The organism is Curtobacterium sp. MCPF17_002 (genome assembly GCF_003234115.2).
Classification (GTDB): Bacteria; Actinomycetota; Actinomycetes; order Actinomycetales; family Microbacteriaceae; genus Curtobacterium.
This window is the reverse complement of record NZ_CP126251.1, coordinates 2,523,115-2,539,898: the sequence shown is the minus strand read 5'-3', so window position 1 is coordinate 2,539,898 and position 16,784 is coordinate 2,523,115. Positions and strand designations below refer to the sequence as shown.

Below are 16,784 nucleotides of genomic sequence, written 5' to 3'. Positions count from 1 at the left end.
CTCAACCTTCACTTTGGGGTTACCGTTGTTGCAACCCGGACCCTTGTCAACATCCACAGGACGGCCCGTCAGCATGCAGCTCGCCCCACGCCCGATCGCTGCGCTCGCGGTGGTCGGTGCTCTCAGTCTCCTCATGGCGGGTTGTTCCGCCGGCGGCGACGAACCCACCCCCTCACCCACGCGCTCCGCCAGCTCGACCCCCACCGCGACTGCCACCGACACGGCATCGGAGGCCCCCACCCAGGGCACCGACGACCCGTCGGCGGGTACCGGTGACGACGATGCCGGCGACGTGCCCACAGCGTTCCCGGGCAGCGGCCAGACGAACCAGCCCGACACCGACCCCTCGGAGTTCCCGGCGACGGCGCTGGTCACCTTCGCCGGTTGGGACACCGGCAGCAAGACGCTCCAGGCCGGCGGCCTCGTGTCCGGCACGACCGACACGTCCGGCACCTGCACGTTCACCGCGAAGAAGAGCGGTGTCACCCGGACCCTGACGAGCGCGGCCGAGGCCAGCTCGTCCTCGGTGAACTGCGCCCAGGTGTCGTTCCCCGCGAACCAGGTGTCGACCGGCACCTGGTCGATCACCCTCGAGTACTCGGTGGGGTCGAAGTCGACCACCTCCGACCCGATGACGGCGGAGGTGCCGTGATGCGTTCCATCCAGACCAGCAGCGGCCGGCGCCGTCCCCTGCGTTCCACGCTCGGCATGGTCGCCGCGCTGGCGATCGCGGTGAGCGGCCTGACCTTCGGCACGATCGTCTCCGAGGCGACCACGACCGAGTCGGCGTCCGCAGCGACCGCCGCCGGGTTCGACCCGGGCAACATCATCAGCGACGCGAACTTCTACAACGGCTCCGCGATGAGCGGCTCCAGCGTGCAGGCGTTCCTCAACAGCGCCGGCGCGAACTGCAAGCAGGCGTCCGGCGGCCCCGCGTGCCTGAAGAACTTCGTCCAGAACATGAGCAGCATCGCGGCGGTCTCCGGCCGGTGCTCGGCGATCGCCGGCGGCAGCAAGTCCGCCGCCACGATGATCGCCCAGGTCGGTGCCGCGTGCGGTATCAGCCAGAAGGTGCTGCTCGTCCTGCTGCAGAAGGAGCAGGCCATCGTGTCGACGTCGAGCCCGACGACGTACATGTACCTGCACGCGACCGGGTTCGCCTGCCCGGACACCGCACCGTGCGACCCGAAGTACTTCGGGTTCGGCCAGCAGGTCTACGCGGCCGCGCTCCAGTTCAAGCGGTACCAGGCATCGCCCACCGCGTGGGCGTACCAGGCCGGCCGCAACAACGCGATCCTCTACAACCCGAACGCCGCCTGCGGCCGCAAGACGGTCTACATCCAGAACCAGGCGACCGCGGCGCTGTACATCTACACGCCGTACACGCCGAACGCCGCCGCGATGTCGAACCTCTACGGCACGGGCGACAGCTGCTCGGCCTACGGCAACCGCAACTTCTGGCGCATGTACACCGACTGGTTCGGATCGCCCACCGGCGGGTCGTCCCCGATCGGCAGCCTCGACTCGCTCACCCCGGGCTTCCGTCAGGTGACGGTCGGTGGGTGGACGGCCGACCCGGACACCACCGTCGCCATCAAGGCGCAGTTCTACGTCGACGGCGTCGGCAAGGCGTCGGTCATGGCGAACGCGAACCGGACGGACCTGGCCGCGCGCCTCGGTTCGAACAACACCGCGCACGGGTTCTCGACGACGCTCTCCGGCCTCAGCGCCGGCAAGCACAACGTCTGCGTCTTCGGCATCAACACCGGCCCCGGTTCGAACACCTTGCTCGAGTGCCGGGACGTCAGCATCTCGGGTGGTACCCCGGCCGGTGTCATCGACGCGGCCTCGGCCGTGGCCGGCACGCTGACGATCCGTGGGTGGGCCATCGACCGCGACACGACGTCGGCGACGCAGGTACAGGTCCGCGCCGGGAACAAGACGCTCGGCACCCTCTCTGCCAACCAGAAGAAGGCCGGTCTCAACGCGGCGAAGCCGGGCTACGGCGACAACCACGGGTACTCGGGGTCGCTGAAGGGCTTCCCGGGCGGTACCCAGACCGTGCGCGTCTACGCGAAGGACCTGTCGAGCGGCAGCTGGACGCAGATCGCCACGAAGTCGGTCACGCAGCCGACCGGCTACCCCTGGCTCGCGGTCGACGAGGTCGCGTCCAAGGCGCCGGGGAGCTTCCTCGCCCGCGGGTGGGCCATCGATCCGGACACGACCGGGACGATCCGCGTGCACTTCTACCTCGACGGCAAGGGTGTCGCCAACATCGCGGCAGACCAGCTCAAGTCGGGCCTGAACAGCGCGAAGCCCGGCTTCGGTGACATGCACGGCTTCCGGCTCGAGAAGTCGGGCATCTCCGCGGGCAAGCACAACCTGTGCATCATCGCGATCAACGCCGGGCCGAAGAACGTCAACGCGAGCATCTGCAAGCCGTTCTCGACGCCGACCGGTTCGCCGAAGGTGACCGTCGGCCAGGCGTCGGCGGCCGGGCTCGGTGCGATGACGGTGAGCGGGACGGCCTTCGACCCGGACACCGTGTCGGCGGTCGCCCTGCAGTACACCGTGGACGGCAAGCAGGTCGCGACCGCGACGGCGAACCAGGCCGCGAAGGGCTTCGACACCGCGCACCCCGGCTACGGGGCCGCCCACGGGTACCAGCAGAAGCTCACCGGCATCGGCCCGGGCTCGCACACGGTCTGCGTGGTAGCGAAGAACACCGGCGGCGGCTCGGACACGAGCTCCTGCACGAAGGTGGCGGCGGCAAGCGGCAACCCGACCCTCCTGCTCGACGAGGTCTCCTCGCCGAGCGCGGACACGGTCCGGGTCCGCGGCTGGGCGATCGACCCGGACACGAAGGCGTCCGTCCGCGTCCACGTCTACTTCGACGGTGCGAGCGGCAAGTCGATCGCGGCTGACCAGGCGAAGGCGTCGCTCGCGACGGCCTACGCCGGCTTCGGCGCGAACCACCAGTTCGACGCGACCTTCACCGGTCGGCCCTCGGGAGCGACCAACGTGTGCGTCTTCGCCATCAACCAGGGCGCGGGGCAGAACACGGAGCTCTGCCGGTCGCTGACGGTCAAGTAGGACGTCACCCGCGAACGACGGGAGGCGCGGTGCCAGCTGGCACCGCGCCTCCCGTCCGTTCCGGGGTGGGTTCCACCACCCCGGCCGGCGTGCGTCGTCGGCCTGCCGTCAGCCCCGGCGACGGAGCGCGCGGGCGACGCCGCCGAGCTTGTCGAGGACCCGGAACTCGGCCGAGTGCGTGAGCGCGTCGTACCGGACCGCGAGCGCGTCCCGCTCGATCCGGGCGTCGTGCTGCCCCTGCTCAGCGGTGCGTCGAGCGCGGTCGAGGACCGCGACCGCTTCCTCGGAGACGATGAGCCGGCGGTTGATGTCCTCGACGCCGGATCGGTGGAGGTCGCGCTCGCGCTCCACCTCGCGGAGCACCTCCCGCTGCAGGGCAGCCCAGCGCAGCATCGGGTCCCGGGGTCCGGTGCGGGTGGCGGCGCGGGCGACCGCGGCGTCGAGCGAGGGGACGACCTGGGCGGCGCGGGCGGCGTAGGAGTGCCGTTCGACGACGACCGACCGGAGCCGCGCGGCGAGGGCGTCGCGTTCGGCGGCCGGCATCGCGAGCGCACGCTCCAGCGAGGGAGCGTCGGTGAAGACCGGGACCTCGGCGAGCCCGAGCTCGTCCAGGCCGAGTGCGCAGGTCGTGACCGGCAGCGCACCGCACGCGAGCGACTCGTACAGCCGCGAGTTGAGGGTGCCGAACTCGGCGGCCGGTGCGATGACGTCGTCGACGACGAACGCGGCCGCGCGGTAGACCTCGGGCAGGGCGAAGTAGGGCACGGCCGGACGGAGCTCGACGCCCGGGGCGGGGTCCACGTGCTCGACGTTCGCGGCGAACCAGATGATCGGCTCGACGGGAGCGACCTGCTGCAGGACGTCCTGGACACCACGGCGGGCGCCCCAGAAGTTCACGGTCGTGACGGTGCGGTCGGTGCGTGGCGTGGCGGTGTCGCCCTGCTCTTCCGTGAACAGGTCGAGGTCGACCCCGATCGGGACGACCTCCACCGGGTGCCCGACCGCGCGGGCGAGTTCCTCGGCGGCGATCGACGACGATGCCCAGACGGCGTCGTACTCGCCGAGGTACGGCAGCGACGCCCACTGTGCCGTCCAGTTCCGCACCCACGCCACGGTGGCCGTGCCCACCGGTACGAGGCCGGGGACGAACGACTCGATCATGCTGACGAGCACGGTGGTGTCGGCGGGGACGTCCTCCGCCCACCGTCGGATCGGCCACATGTCCACGCCCCACCCCTCGGCGCGCAGCGCGCGGGCGAGCCCGAGCGCGACGAACAGGTCGCCCTTCCCCTCGGTCGGGTCGTCGGTCGACACGGCGAAGCGGATCGTCCCCCGGGCACCGGCGGCGTGGTCGCCACGGGCGATCGCGGCGTACTCGTCGGCGAGCGGCGACGATGCGGGGGAGAGCGGGATCGAGGGCTGGGTCACGGGGGCTCCGGGTCTGGGGAGGAGGTGCCGTGACGGTCGTTCGGTCGACGGCGGACGGGGTGGCCGGGTGGGGGCCGTGTGCCATTGTGCCCGAACCGGCACCGATCACAGGGGAGCGCCGTGCTCCGCCTTGTAGGGTGATGTCGGCTGACGGGCACTCCGGACGGCCGTACCACCGATGATCCACGCCGCACCTGCGGCAGCTGCTGGAGGAACACGCCGTGACAGAGCGCAAGCCAGGAGTCGTCTCCGTCGTCCTCGTGAACTACAAGGGCACGGACGACACGCTGACGAGCATCGCCGAGCTCCGCAAGCAGGACTGGCCGCAGGACCGGCTCGAGGTCATCGTCGTCGACAACGGCTCCGGCGCGGAGCACGTCGGGCGTCTGAAGGCCTCCGACCTCGACTTCACGTTCGTCGACTCCGGCGCGAACCTCGGCTTCACCGGCGGCTGCAACCTCGGCGTCGAGCACTCCTCCGGCGAGATCGTCGCGTTCCTCAACAACGACGCCCGCCCCGACACCGGCTGGGTGCGCGAGGCGATGGCGACGTTCGCCTCCGGCGCGGACATCGGCGCCGTGGCGTCGAAGGTCCTCGACTGGGAAGGCGTCAACGTCGACTTCACCGAGGCAGCGATGACCTGGTACGGGATGGGCTACAAGCCGTTCGCCGGCTCGCCCGACACCGGCCGCTGGGAGTCCGAGACCGACGTGCTGTTCGGCACCGGTGCGGCGATGTTCATCCGCGCGGAGCTCTTCGAGCAGCTCGGCGGGTTCGACGACCGCTACTTCATGTTCTACGAGGACGTCGACCTCGGCTGGCGCCTCAACCTGCTTGGCTGGCGCTTCCGGTACCAGCCGAAGTCGGTCGCGTTCCACAAGCACCACGCGTCGATGAACAAGTTCGGCGACTTCCGCGAGACGTACCTGCTCGAGCGGAACGCGCTCTTCACGCTCTACAAGAACCTCGGCGACGAGCAGCTCGCCGCCGCCCTGCCCGGGTCCCTCGCCCTCGCGGTCCGCCGCGCGGTCGGCCGCGGTGAGCTCGACTCGACCGAGCTCGACCTGCGCAACCCGGGCGACGACAGCGTACCGACGATCCCGGTCCCGAAGACGAGCATGGCGGGCATCTACGGTGTCGACCAGTTCGTCGAGCAGCTGCCCTCGATGACCGAGTCCCGCCGGGAGATCCAGGCGACCCGCGTCCGCAGCGACCGCGAGCTCCTCCGCCTGTTCGGCAACCGCGACGAGCCCGCCTACCCGATCGAGAACTACCTCGCCGGGTACGACAAGATCGTGCACTCCCTGGGCGTGCTCCAGGTCGGCACGCGTCGCCGGATCCTCATCATCACGGGCGACTCCATCGGCGAGAAGATGGCCGGTCCCGCGATCCGTGCGACCCAGATGGCGAAGCAGCTCGCGAACGAGCACGACGTCCGCGTGATCAGCCTCACCCGTTCCTCGCCGATCGACCCCTCGTACGAGGTCGTCACGGTGCCGCACCGTCACCCGCGGCAGATGGTCGAGCACGAGGCCTGGGCCGACGTCATCATCGTGCAGGGGCACGCGCTGCGCCTGTTCCCGGTGCTCGAGTCGACGCGCAAGATCCTCGTGGTCGACGTGTACGACCCGCTGCACCTCGAGCAGCTCGAGCAGGGCCGCAGCGACGACGTCGACCAGTGGAACCGTCAGATCCTCGACGCCTCGGACACGCTGAACCACCAGCTCGAGCTCGGCGACTACTTCATCTGCGCCTCCGAGCGGCAGCGCATGTTCTGGCTCGGGCAGCTCGCCGGTTCCGGCCGCGTGAACGCCCGCACCTACTCGCGCGACGCCGACCTGCGCTCGCTCATCGGCGTGGTGCCGTTCGGCCTGTCGTCGACGCCCCCGGTACACGACCAGCAGCGGGTGAAGGGCGTCGTGCCGGGCATCGGCAAGAACGACAAGCTCGTCGTCTGGGGCGGTGGCATCTACGACTGGTTCGACCCGATCACCCTCGTCCGCTCGATCGGCCAGCTCGCCGAGCGCCGTCCGAACGTGAAGCTCTTCTTCATGGGCGTGCAGCACCCGAACCCCGACGTGCCCGAGATGGACATCGTCGCCAAGGTCCGTGCCGAGGCCGACGAGCTCGGCCTCACCGGCAAGAACGTGTTCTTCAACGACTCGTGGATCCCGTACGAGGAGCGCGGGGCGTACCTCCTCGAGGCCGACGCCGGTGTGTCGACGCACTACGAGCACCTCGAGACCACGTTCTCGTTCCGCACGCGCATCCTCGACTACCTGTGGGCCCGTCTGCCGATCGTGACGACCGCCGGCGACTCCTTCGGTGACCTCGTCGCGGAGCAGAAGCTCGGCGTGGCCGTGCACGAGCAGGACATCGACGGCCTCGCCGCCGCACTCGAGACGGCCCTCTTCGACAAGAAGGCCCGCGCCGAGTTCATCGGCAACGTCGACCGCGTCCGCGAGCAGTTCACCTGGGAGAACGTCCTCGCTCCGCTCGTCGAGTTCTGCCGGAACCCCGTCCGCGCCGCCGACAAGTCGGTCCGCGAGACGGCGGCCCAGATCGAGGCCCACCAGATGCGCGTCCGGGTGCCGGACCGCAAGAAGCTCTACGGCGTCCGGCACGACCTCGGTCGCGCGGTGCACTACTTCCGCACCGAGGGACCGCGCAGCGTGGCGGGCAAGATCAAGCGTCGCCTGACGAACCGGTGACCCAGGGGGACCCCACCGCGCTCGTCATCGTCCCGACGTACGACGAGGCCGAGAACGTCCGCGCCGTCACGGCCGCCGTCCTCGACGCCGTCCCGGCCGCGCACCTGCTCGTCGTCGACGACGGCAGCCCGGACGGCACCGCCGCGATCGTCCGCGAGCTCGCGGCGGCAGACCCCCGCGTGCACCTGCTCGAGCGGACCGGGAAGCTCGGCCTCGGCACGGCGTACGTCGCAGGCTTCCGCTGGGGCCTCGAGCGGGGCTACCCGCTGCTGGTCGAGATGGACGCCGACGGGTCGCACCCCGCCGACCGGCTACCGGCACTCATCGACGCCGTCCGGGCTGACGAGCGCGTGGCGCTGGCCATCGGCTCCCGGTGGGTCCCTGGCGGGTCGGTCGTCGACTGGCCGCTCCGTCGCCAGGCGCTGAGCCGCGGCGCGAACACGTACGCCCGGATCGTGCTCGGGATCGACGTGCGCGACATCACCGCCGGGTTCCGGGTCTACCGTGCCGACACGGTCGCCCGGATGGACCTCGACTCGGTGGACTCGAAGGGCTACTGCTTCCAGGTCGACATGACCCTGCGCGTCGACGACCTGGGCGGCCGGATCGTCGAGGTGCCGATCCGCTTCCGGGACCGCGTGCACGGCGTCTCCAAGATGAGCCGGTCCATCGTCGTCGAGGCCATGCTCCGCGTCACCCAGTGGGGCTTCCAGCGCCGGTTCCGTCGCCGCTGACGCGTCGCCACTTCGTCGTCGCCACTTCGTGAGCAGAAATGGTCGGGTGCCGTCGGTGCGGCCGACCTCTTCTGCTCACGAAGGCCTGGAGGCGCGGGGCGAGTCCGCCACACGCCTGTCGTCCGACAGGTGGTCGCGTCAGACGCAGGTGACGTTCTGGTCCTGGGCGCCGACGACGTACTGCGCCATCTGCACGCGGCTGCCCGTCGTGAGACCACCGGCCGAGCAAGCGGCCTGGGCAGCGGCGACGCCGTCCGTCCCGACGGCGATCCAACTCGGAAGGCCGGTGAGCGGCGAGTTCGCGGGTACGGAACCGACGATGGTGTTGAACTGCGCCTTCGTGGAGTAGATGCCGACGGTTGACACCTTGGCTGCCTTGAGCGCCGCGACCATGCCCTCGATGTCAGCACGGTTCTGTGCCTGGTAGTCCTTGGCATCGGTGGACTTCAGCCACGACAGTCCGGTCTCGACATCGACCCACCAGCGGTACGCCGAGGGCGTGGGAACCCCACGAGAATGGGTCGCTTCGTACGCCCGGGTGTAGCCGTACATGTACGAGCACGCTGCGTCGTAGGCGCCGGTGCACACGCCGTACTGGCTCGAGATCGTCTTCCCGGTTCCGGCCGGGTCCGCGCTCGACTTCGGCCAAACCGACGCCGCTCGGCCGGGGTTCGCCGCGAGCGCGTACACCTGTGCCTTGGGCTGGTTCGTGCCACCGACGCTGGCCGCGGCCCACTTCAGCTGCTGCGCCACGCACGGGTTGCTCTGGTTCACCAGTGACCCGTTCGCCCCCACGACGCCGAAGGCCTGCCCGGTCGGGAGCGCCGCTCCGCACTGCGGCCAGGAGATGTCGGCGCCGAAGCCGGAACCACTCGCACCGCTCATGAAGTACCCGGCCACGTCGACCGTCAGCGCCGCCGTCCCCGCGGAGACCTTGGCCTGCACCCGCCGGTCGACGGTCGACCCGACGAGCTTCGTCATCACGGCGTTGCTCAGCGTCTGCCCGGCGCCGAGCACCTGCGTGGCGACCTGCGGGTCCTGTCCGGCCGGGGTGAAGCGCAGGTAGCTGGCAGCGGTGGTCCGGGAGGTCGTGGCGGTGGCCACGATCGCCGTGGCGGTCCCGGGGACGCCCGCGGTCCCGGAGAGGCGGATCTGCCGCGGTGTGGTCGTCAGCGTCGTGGACGCGGCCCGCACCGGGTTGACGGGCACGAACACCGATCCGGTCGAGGTGTTCGCGTAGTACCCGGCGACGTCCATGAACACGGTCGCGGTCCCGCTGGAGACCTTCACCTGTGCTGCGCCGCCGGCGAGCTTCACGATCACCAGGTTCGAGATCGTCGTGCCCTTGGTGAAGACCTGCGCCGCGACCCTGGCGTCCTTGCCCGCCGGTGTGACGCGGACGTACCCGTTGGCGCTCGGCGTCCCGACCTCGGTGTTGAGCGCCACGGCGGTCGCGGTCGACGGGATGCCCGCGTGACCGGCGAGCGGCACCTTCGTCGGCGTCGTACCGACGCGCTTGTTGAAGACCCGCGCGGCGTTCAGCGGTGTGAAGGTCGCTCCGGAGCCGTTCGCGTAGTAGCCGGACACGTCGAGGTAGACCGTGCCCGCGCCGGCCGTCAGCTGGACCTGCACCTTGCCGCCGGCGAGCCGGACCGTCTGGAGTGACGACACGGTCTGGCCCTTGCGGAACGCCTGCGTGGTGACACCGGCGCTGACACCGGCCGGCGTCACACGAGCGCTTCCGGCGGCCGTGGGGTTCTCGACCTCGACGTTCACCACGACCGCCGTCGCGGTGGCCGGCACGCCCGTCCGGCCGCCGAGCTGCACGGTCGTCGGGGTCGTCCGGACGGTACCGGTCCACGACCGGACGGTGTCGAGCGGCGTGTACCGGCCGGTGGTGGGAGCGGCGGCCTGCGCCGTCGTGGCGGGGCCGACGGCGGCGAAGCCGGCGGCGACGACCACGGCGGTGAGGACGAGGGCGAGCCGGTGCTGCAGACGCATGGAGGTCCTTCTCGAGCGAGGGCCGTCCCCCTGACGGCCGATCGCAGTCTAGGGGGAGCCGGTGACGACGTCGACGGAATCTGAGGAGACGTGCGTCCACGGACACACGCCGCGGTGATCCGCAGGGAGGCGAGCGGCGCGGCGGGCGTGTGCCGCGCCTCCAGGCCGGGTGGAGACAGCGGCAGACCGGACCACGCGGGAAGCCGACCGGATCAGGTGCTGCGCGGCAGGTGTCGTCGCCATGACCGTCGCCGGGCCGCGATCACCAGGACGGCGACGAACACCATCAGGCCGGCTCCGTGCAGGAGGTAGCTCTCCGCGGTGCTCGTGACCCCGAGCAGCACCAGGACGGCGGCCGGCCAGACGTACGCGACCCCGGGGAACGTCGTCGCCGTCACCCAGGCCCGCGCGAACGCGAGGAGTGCGGTGACGCCCAGCAGGATCGTCCCGGCCAGCCCGATCTGCAACCAGGCGTCGATGAAGGCGTTGAGCCCGGAGGTGAACGGGCGTCCGGCGGGGTCGATGAAGGTGACGTAGGGGATGACGGCCTCGTGCGGCCAGGTGCCGACCCAGCCCCAGCCCTGGATCGGGAACTGCGCGACGAAGACGCGGATCTGGGACCAGAGGTCGAGACGGGTGGCCGTGCCGCCGGCCGCACCGATCTCGGCGAGGACCCGGTGCCGGCCGAGCACGCCGACCACGATCATGAGGACCACGACGCCGCCGAGGACGCCGTTGACCACGGGCCTCGTGGTCGGGCGCGCATGCCGGAGCGACCACAGCGCGAGCGCGGTGACCGCGAGGGCGATCATCGCCAAGCCGGTGATGGGGGACTGCACGAGCATGAGCGCGATGACGGCGAGGGCCGTGGACCCGATCGCGCGCCACATCGTCACCGAGCGGGTGAGGAACTCGACCACGAAGGTGACGAGCGCCATCGCCGCGATGAACCCCATGAAGTTGCGGGTGCCGCCGATGCCCTGGATCGGACCGCCGTACGCGATGTTCCCCTGGATGCCGAACGCGGGGATCGGGACGTCGAGGACGAGGCCGGAGAGGACCTCGAGGCCGAGGGCGGCGACGAGCAGGATCCGGAAGGCGTCGCCCGAGGCGCGGATCACCTGCACGAGGTCGCGTCCGAGCGCCAGGTAGAGCCCGAGCCCGATGAAGCAGACGGTGCCGACGAGACCGCGGAGCGCCACCCAGGAGTACTCGCTCCAGAGCACGCTCAGCGCGCAGTACCCGACGAACGCCAGGAGCGACAGGGGGAGCACCCCGTGCCACTCGATCCGGTAGCGCTGTCCGAGGAGGCTGAGACCGGCCAGGACGAACAGGGTGACGAGGACGGCCCAGACCCCGGCCCGCCCGACGAGCGCCGAGACGGTCGGCTGTCCGAACGCGAAGAGCACGATGACGGTGGCGAGGGCCTGGCTGAACCGCCCGCCGGCGGAGAACCCGATCCAGGCGGAGAGGTAGCGCCTGGCGAGCATGCGCTTCGTCAGCCGTCCGTCCGTCACGCGTCCATCTTGGCGTACGGACCTCGGTGCGGGGCGCGATCCGGGGATCGGTCCGGCGATCGGGGCGTCGCGGCGCACGGTTCGGCCGCGCGGCGCGGGGATCGGTCCGGCGCGGCGCGGGGATTGGCGTATCGCGGAGCGGAGCGGAGCGGAGCGGCGCGGCGCGTCGGGATCGGCGTATCGCGGAGCGTCAATATGCGCGATCCGTGATGGAGCAGCTAGCGTCGGCGGACGATGGTGGCCGCAGCGAGCAGGACCGACCGCCTGCGCGGCGTCCTCGGAACGCTCCTCGCGGCCGTCCTCGTCGGCGTCGCCACCGCCGCGCTCGCGTGGTGGCGGCTCGGCCCGGTCACCCGCGGCACCGTCTGGGCGGAGGACGGCGGCATCTTCCTCCGCGACCGGATCGCGCTCGGCCCCGTCGACTCGCTGCTGCACCCGTACGCGGGCTACCTGCACCTCGTCCCGCGGCTGCTGGTCGACCTCGGGTGGGCGTTCCCGGTCGCGGACTACGCCCACGTGCTGTCGGCCGGCGCGTGCCTCGTCGTCGGGGTCCTCGCCGGAGCCGTGTTCGTGTGCGCCCGGGACGTGGTGCCCGCGTGGCCGTTCCGGGTCCTGCTCGCGTTGCTCCCCGCGCTGCTGCCGCTCGCGCCGTACGAGATCAGCGGGAACGCGGCGAACCTGCACTGGTTCATGCTCTTCGCTGCGCCGTGGCTGTTCGCGTACCGTTCCCGGTCCTGGTGGGGATCCGGTGCCGTCGCGGCCCTGACCGTCTTCGTGGTCCTCACCGAGCTGCAGACGGTGCTGTTCCTGCCCCTGCTGCTGCTCGCGTGGTTCCCGTTGCGAACGGGCGGCGCAGGCGCGGTCGGCGCGGGCGCCGGCGCGGCCGCCGGGGCGGGCGGCGCGGCCGCGGGCGCGCGGGCCTGGCTCCGCGCCGTCCCCGTCACCGTCGTCGCCCTGGCCGGCGGGACCGCGCAGGTCGTCACCGCGCTCACCGACCAGCGGACGTCGGCACCCGGGTCACCGGCGTTCGCGGACGTCGTCGCCGGCTGGCTCCTCCAACCCCTCGCCGGCCTGTGGAATCCCGACGTCGGAGCCGCCGTCCGCACCGTCGTCACGCACGGGTGGGCCGTCGTGGCCGTGCCGGCACTGTTCCTGGTGGCCGTGCTGCTCGCCGCGATCGTCGTCGGCACGTGGCGCGCCCGCTGGACGGTCCTGGCGCTCGCCGCGGCGTCCGGCGGTGTCTGGTGGGCAGCCCTCCTCGCGAACGGCGGTGCGGCCCAGGCCTGGGCGCACCCGGTCATCGCGCTCGCGGCCGTCCCGCCGCAGCGCTACGCCGCCGCGTCGGGCCTCCTCCTGCTCGCCGCCGTGGTGGTCGCGGCGAGCGTGCTCGTCGGGTCCCACGACCGTTCGGGGACGTTCCGTCCGAGCATCCGGCCTGGAGGCGTGACCCGCCTCATCGGGACCCTCGCCGCCTGGTGCGTGGTGGGCCTGGTGATCGTCGCAACGGTCGGCAACGTCGCGCCCGGTCCGACGCGGCGGAGCGACGGGCCGGTGTGGGCTGCGCAGATCCCGGCCGCCGTGGCGGCGTGCGACGGTGACCGCTCGCGGACGGTCGAGGTGCGCAAGGCGCCGTGGACGGCGCAGGTCCCCTGCGCGATGCTGCTCGGGCGCTGACCGGCCGGGCCGGGCCGGGGCAGGACGGGCCGGGGCAGGACGGGCCGGGTCAGGCCGGCCGGGCCACGCCGGCCAGGCCGGGCCGGGCAGGGTCAGCGGGTTGCTGGCTGGCGGAACTCGCGTCGTGCCGGCGGGGTGCGCGGCCCGTCGCCCGTCGACAGGGGCTCGTCGCCGACCAGGACGATGCGGGACTTGATCGCGATGAGCGCGAACAGCACCCAGTTCCCCTGGTAGAGCAGCCGGGACTCGGCGACGGACTGCACGAGCAGCGCGACGACGACGAGCAGCGGCAGGAGCGACACGGGGTCGAACGGCCGCGGAGCCAGCGCCGCGTCGTAGCCGATCCGGGTGGCGGACGACCACGATCGGCTCAGCGTCGTGACGACGTACACCGCGAACAGGAGCAGCCCGATGATCCCGGTCTGCATCCACACGTCGAGGTAGGCGTCGTGGGCCTGCAGGTAGGTCACGCCCTTGCGGTGCGCGAGGTCCGCCAGCGTCGGGATGCTCGGCCACCAGTAGCCGATCCAGCCCCAGCCGACGACGGTGTGCTGGTCGATGAGGCCGAGCACCCGCTGCCAGATCTCGCCGCGACCGGTCGCGTCCGCGCCCTTGCCGAGCAGCTCGGAGACCGCCCCGCGCGCGAGGAACCCCACGACGGCGACGACGACCGCGCCGACCAGGACGACCAGGTACCGCGGGGTCCGGCGCTCGGTGGGCACGCGTCGGATCCAGAGCGCCACGACCAGCGCGACGGCGACGACCAGTGCGGCCGCGAGCACGGTCGACGAGCGGGTGAGGGCCAGCACGGCAGCGGCCACCACGAGCCAGCCGATGGTCCGGTTCCGGCTGATCCGTCCCTCGGCGAACTGCACCGCCACGGCGATCGCGGCGAGCAGGGCGACCATCGCGAGCAGGTTCGCGTTGCCGGGGAGTCCCTGGATGCGTCCACCGGTGAAGAGCTCGGCGCGGGAGAAGTAGAACGCGTCCGGGATGTCCCGGTCGCCGTAATCGGTCCAGATCGGGGCGATCGGGTGTCGGACGAACACGGCGACGACGGCCTCGAAGAGCAGCGAGAGCATGAGCACCCAGCGGAACGCGAGGCTCATCGCGTCGAGGATGCGACGCCACGTCAACGTCGAGGCGACCGTGAACGCCATCGCGGCGCAGATGACCTGGACGGTGATGCTCGCGATCGTCGCCGGGCGCCAGTGCGACCAGATGACGGAGACCACGCACCAGGCCAGGAAGAACCACAGGGAGCGCGGGGTCCGGGCGATCGTCGGCCGGGCCCGGACGAGGACGGTGACACCCCACACGGCGACGAGTGCCCAGAGGATGCCGGCACCCACCCACGTGAGCGAGTTGGGGACCGCGTCCCCGGCGAAGAGCACGAACAGCATCGTGGCACCGAAGGCGAACGCCTCGCGCTCGGGTACGGTGCCGCGCGAGATCGGCCAGGTGTTCGTCACGGTGCCAGGGTACGTGCTCATCGGTTCCCGAACGCCCCGGGTGCGCGGGCGATCTCGTCACCGAGGTACGGCGCGAGGGTCTTCGCGAAGGTGTTCGTCAGGTGGGTCCGGTCGCGGTGCACGAGCACCCCGCCGATGACCGCAGGGCAGACGGTCGAGGTGCAGTACCGGTCCGTCAGGTCGATCAGACGGGCGTGCCCCGGCATGCGGGCGACCGCTTCGGCCGAGCCGTCGAACAGGCCGAGTCCGACCGAGCGGCTCGAGTCGCACTCCGCGGTCGTGGGACCGGTCATCTGGGCGACGCAGGCGACGACGTCCGGACGTGCGGTCGGGTTGTCGCGGAGCGCCAGGACGGGGACGCCGGCGTCGGCTGCCGCCTTCCATGCCTGCACCAGACCGTCCACCACGGCCTCGTCGGCGGTCTGTCCGGGCTCCGGCCGCACGGGCATGTTGCCGGTCGAGTGCGTGACGATCACGCCGTCGAGGTCTCGGTGCGAGTGGAAGTAGGCCATCGCCGCACGCTTCCAGTCCTCGCACCAGACCCGCTGCTGCTCAGTGCTCGCCGGCTGGTGCGCCGTGGTCAGGTAGCAGCTCTGGTGGCCTGCGACGTCGATGCGCCAGTTCCGTTCCTTCGCGATCTTCTCGTAGGTGTCGACGAGCACGTTGTTGTGGGAGTCGCCGATCGCGATGAGGTGCTTCGTGTAACCCGTCTTCGGTCCGAGCGCGCAGACGTCGAAGGCGCTCGATGTGCTCGACCAGCACGACGGCCGGTTCGCGTCGTCGTCGAGGGCGTTCGCGGCGGCCGGCACCCGGACGTCGGCGAGGGCCGGGTTCACACACGGGTCCGCCGACGAGATGTCCGCCGCGGCGCCGAAGCACCGGACGTCCCCGTTGCTGATCTCCCGCGCGAACTCCGCCGCCTGCACCTGCTGGACGTGCAGTGCGGTCAGCGAGGCCGCCCCGAGCGCGACGACGACGACGGTGCTCAGTGCGCCGTAGAGGGCGACGCGGCGAGGACGGAGGGCCTTGACCCAGCCGGAGAACCGGAGGGGTTCCTCGATGAGCAGGGTGGTGACCGAGGCGATGAGGACCGCGCCGACGACGATCGCGACCTTGTCCTTCGCCGTCAGTTCGTGTCGGAGCGCGATCGGCAGGATGACGACGGCGGGCCAGTGCCAGAGGTACACCGCGTAGGAGATCCGACCCAGGAACCCGATCGGCGCGAACCGGCCGATCCGCTGCAGGCCGGAGTGCCCGCCGAAGAGCACGACGAGACCGGCGGAGACGACCGGCAGGGCGGCCGCGATGCCCGGGAACGGGGTGGTCCCGGTGATCGCGAACAGCGAGACGAGGAGACCGGCCGCGCCGAGCCAGGCACCGACGATGCGGACCGTCCGTGCGGGCGTCGTCCGCGGGGCGCTCAGCGGGATCGTCGCGGCGAGACCGCCGAGTGCGAATTCCCACGCGCGGGTCGCGGTGGAGAAGTAGGCGACACCGGAGGCGGTGTGCGTCTGCACGATGCTCCAGGCGAGGGAGAGCACCACGACCGCGCCGAGGACGACCTGCGCGACGGCGACCGGGGAGACGCCGTTCCGTCGTGCACGGCGAGCGAACCACAGGGCGCCGAGCAGGACGAGCGGGAGGGCGATGTAGAACTGCTCCTCGACCGACAGCGACCAGAAGTGCTGGTACGGCGACGGCTGGTTGCCCTGCGCCAGGTAGTCCACGGAGTCGGCGGCGAGCTGCCAGTTCTGCACGTAGACCGTCGAGGCGATGAGTTCGCGGCCGTACTGGCCCCAGAGCGCGCTCGGCACCCAGAGCAGCACGGCGGTGCCGGTGGCGAGGATGGTGAGGAAGGCGCCGGGGAGCAGGCGCTTCGCGCGGCGGGCCCAGAAGCCGGCGAGGCCGATGCGGCCGGTGGACGCGACCTCGCGGAGCAGGTGCCCGGTGATGAGGAAGCCGGAGATGACGAAGAACACGTCGACGCCGACGAACCCGCCGGGAAGCCGGTTCGGCCACAGGTGGTAGAGGACGACCGAGAGCACCGCGAAGGCGCGGAGGCCCTGGATGTCCCACCGCGTCGGGTCGGTCGGACGGGGCAAGGCGGTGCGGAGGGATCGTCTGGTGGGCGACTCCACCGTGCTTGCAGCCATC

General features: G+C 71.5%; 10 protein-coding genes. 5 read left to right on the top strand and 5 right to left on the bottom strand.

Features of this window, described 5'->3' with window-relative positions; genetic code table 11:
- Positions 1–73: 73 nt before the first annotated feature.
- Positions 74–652: a hypothetical protein gene (locus DEJ28_RS11790; protein WP_111114876.1), complete on the top strand. Its 579-nt coding sequence runs from the start codon at positions 74–76 to the stop codon at positions 650–652.
- Positions 652–3,093 (top strand): hypothetical protein, encoded by a 2,442-nt coding sequence (locus tag DEJ28_RS11785; RefSeq protein WP_111114877.1) that lies wholly within the window; start codon positions 652–654, stop codon positions 3,091–3,093. Before DEJ28_RS11790 ends, DEJ28_RS11785 begins: the two co-directional genes overlap by 1 nt.
- Positions 3,094–3,201: 108 nt before the next feature.
- On the opposite strand, the gene DEJ28_RS11780 is transcribed toward DEJ28_RS11785, so the two are convergent.
- Positions 3,202–4,521, bottom strand: coding sequence for a glycosyltransferase family protein (locus DEJ28_RS11780; protein WP_111114878.1), 1,320 nt, complete (start codon positions 4,519–4,521; stop codon positions 3,202–3,204).
- Between the two features lie 194 nt (positions 4,522–4,715).
- On the opposite strand from DEJ28_RS11780, the gene DEJ28_RS11775 reads away from it, so the two are divergent.
- Both DEJ28_RS11775 and DEJ28_RS11770 read left to right on the top strand, forming a co-directional pair.
- Positions 4,716–7,232, top strand: a complete 2,517-nt coding sequence (locus DEJ28_RS11775; RefSeq protein WP_349774952.1) for a glycosyltransferase — start codon at positions 4,716–4,718, stop codon at positions 7,230–7,232.
- Entirely contained in the window at positions 7,229–7,966 is a 738-nt protein-coding gene (locus DEJ28_RS11770; protein ID WP_111114880.1) for a polyprenol monophosphomannose synthase, read from the top strand. The genes DEJ28_RS11775 and DEJ28_RS11770 overlap by 4 nt, the downstream gene beginning before the upstream one ends.
- Positions 7,967–8,104: 138 nt before the next feature.
- On the opposite strand, the gene DEJ28_RS11765 is transcribed toward DEJ28_RS11770, so the two are convergent.
- The gene (locus DEJ28_RS11765; RefSeq protein ID WP_111114881.1) at positions 8,105–9,967 is read right to left on the bottom strand and encodes a glycoside hydrolase family 25 domain-containing protein; all 1,863 of its coding nucleotides are present in this window, start codon (positions 9,965–9,967) and stop codon (positions 8,105–8,107) included.
- A 212-nt stretch (positions 9,968–10,179) separates the two neighbouring features.
- Positions 10,180–11,484, bottom strand: coding sequence for an O-antigen ligase family protein (locus DEJ28_RS11760; RefSeq protein WP_111114882.1), 1,305 nt, complete (start codon positions 11,482–11,484; stop codon positions 10,180–10,182).
- A gap of 234 nt (positions 11,485–11,718) precedes the next feature.
- On the opposite strand from DEJ28_RS11760, the gene DEJ28_RS11755 reads away from it, so the two are divergent.
- Positions 11,719–13,158, top strand: a complete 1,440-nt coding sequence (locus DEJ28_RS11755; protein ID WP_181433646.1) for a hypothetical protein — start codon at positions 11,719–11,721, stop codon at positions 13,156–13,158.
- Between the two features lie 92 nt (positions 13,159–13,250).
- Here DEJ28_RS11755 and DEJ28_RS11750 read toward each other — a convergent pair whose 3' ends face one another.
- Both DEJ28_RS11750 and DEJ28_RS11745 read right to left on the bottom strand, forming a co-directional pair.
- The gene (locus DEJ28_RS11750) at positions 13,251–14,630 is read right to left on the bottom strand and encodes an O-antigen ligase family protein (protein WP_146248813.1); all 1,380 of its coding nucleotides are present in this window, start codon (positions 14,628–14,630) and stop codon (positions 13,251–13,253) included.
- A gap of 17 nt (positions 14,631–14,647) precedes the next feature.
- A complete protein-coding gene (locus DEJ28_RS11745; protein ID WP_111114884.1) occupies positions 14,648–16,783 on the bottom strand; it encodes an acyltransferase family protein in 2,136 nt (711 codons plus the stop codon).
- Position 16,784 lies beyond the last annotated feature (1 nt).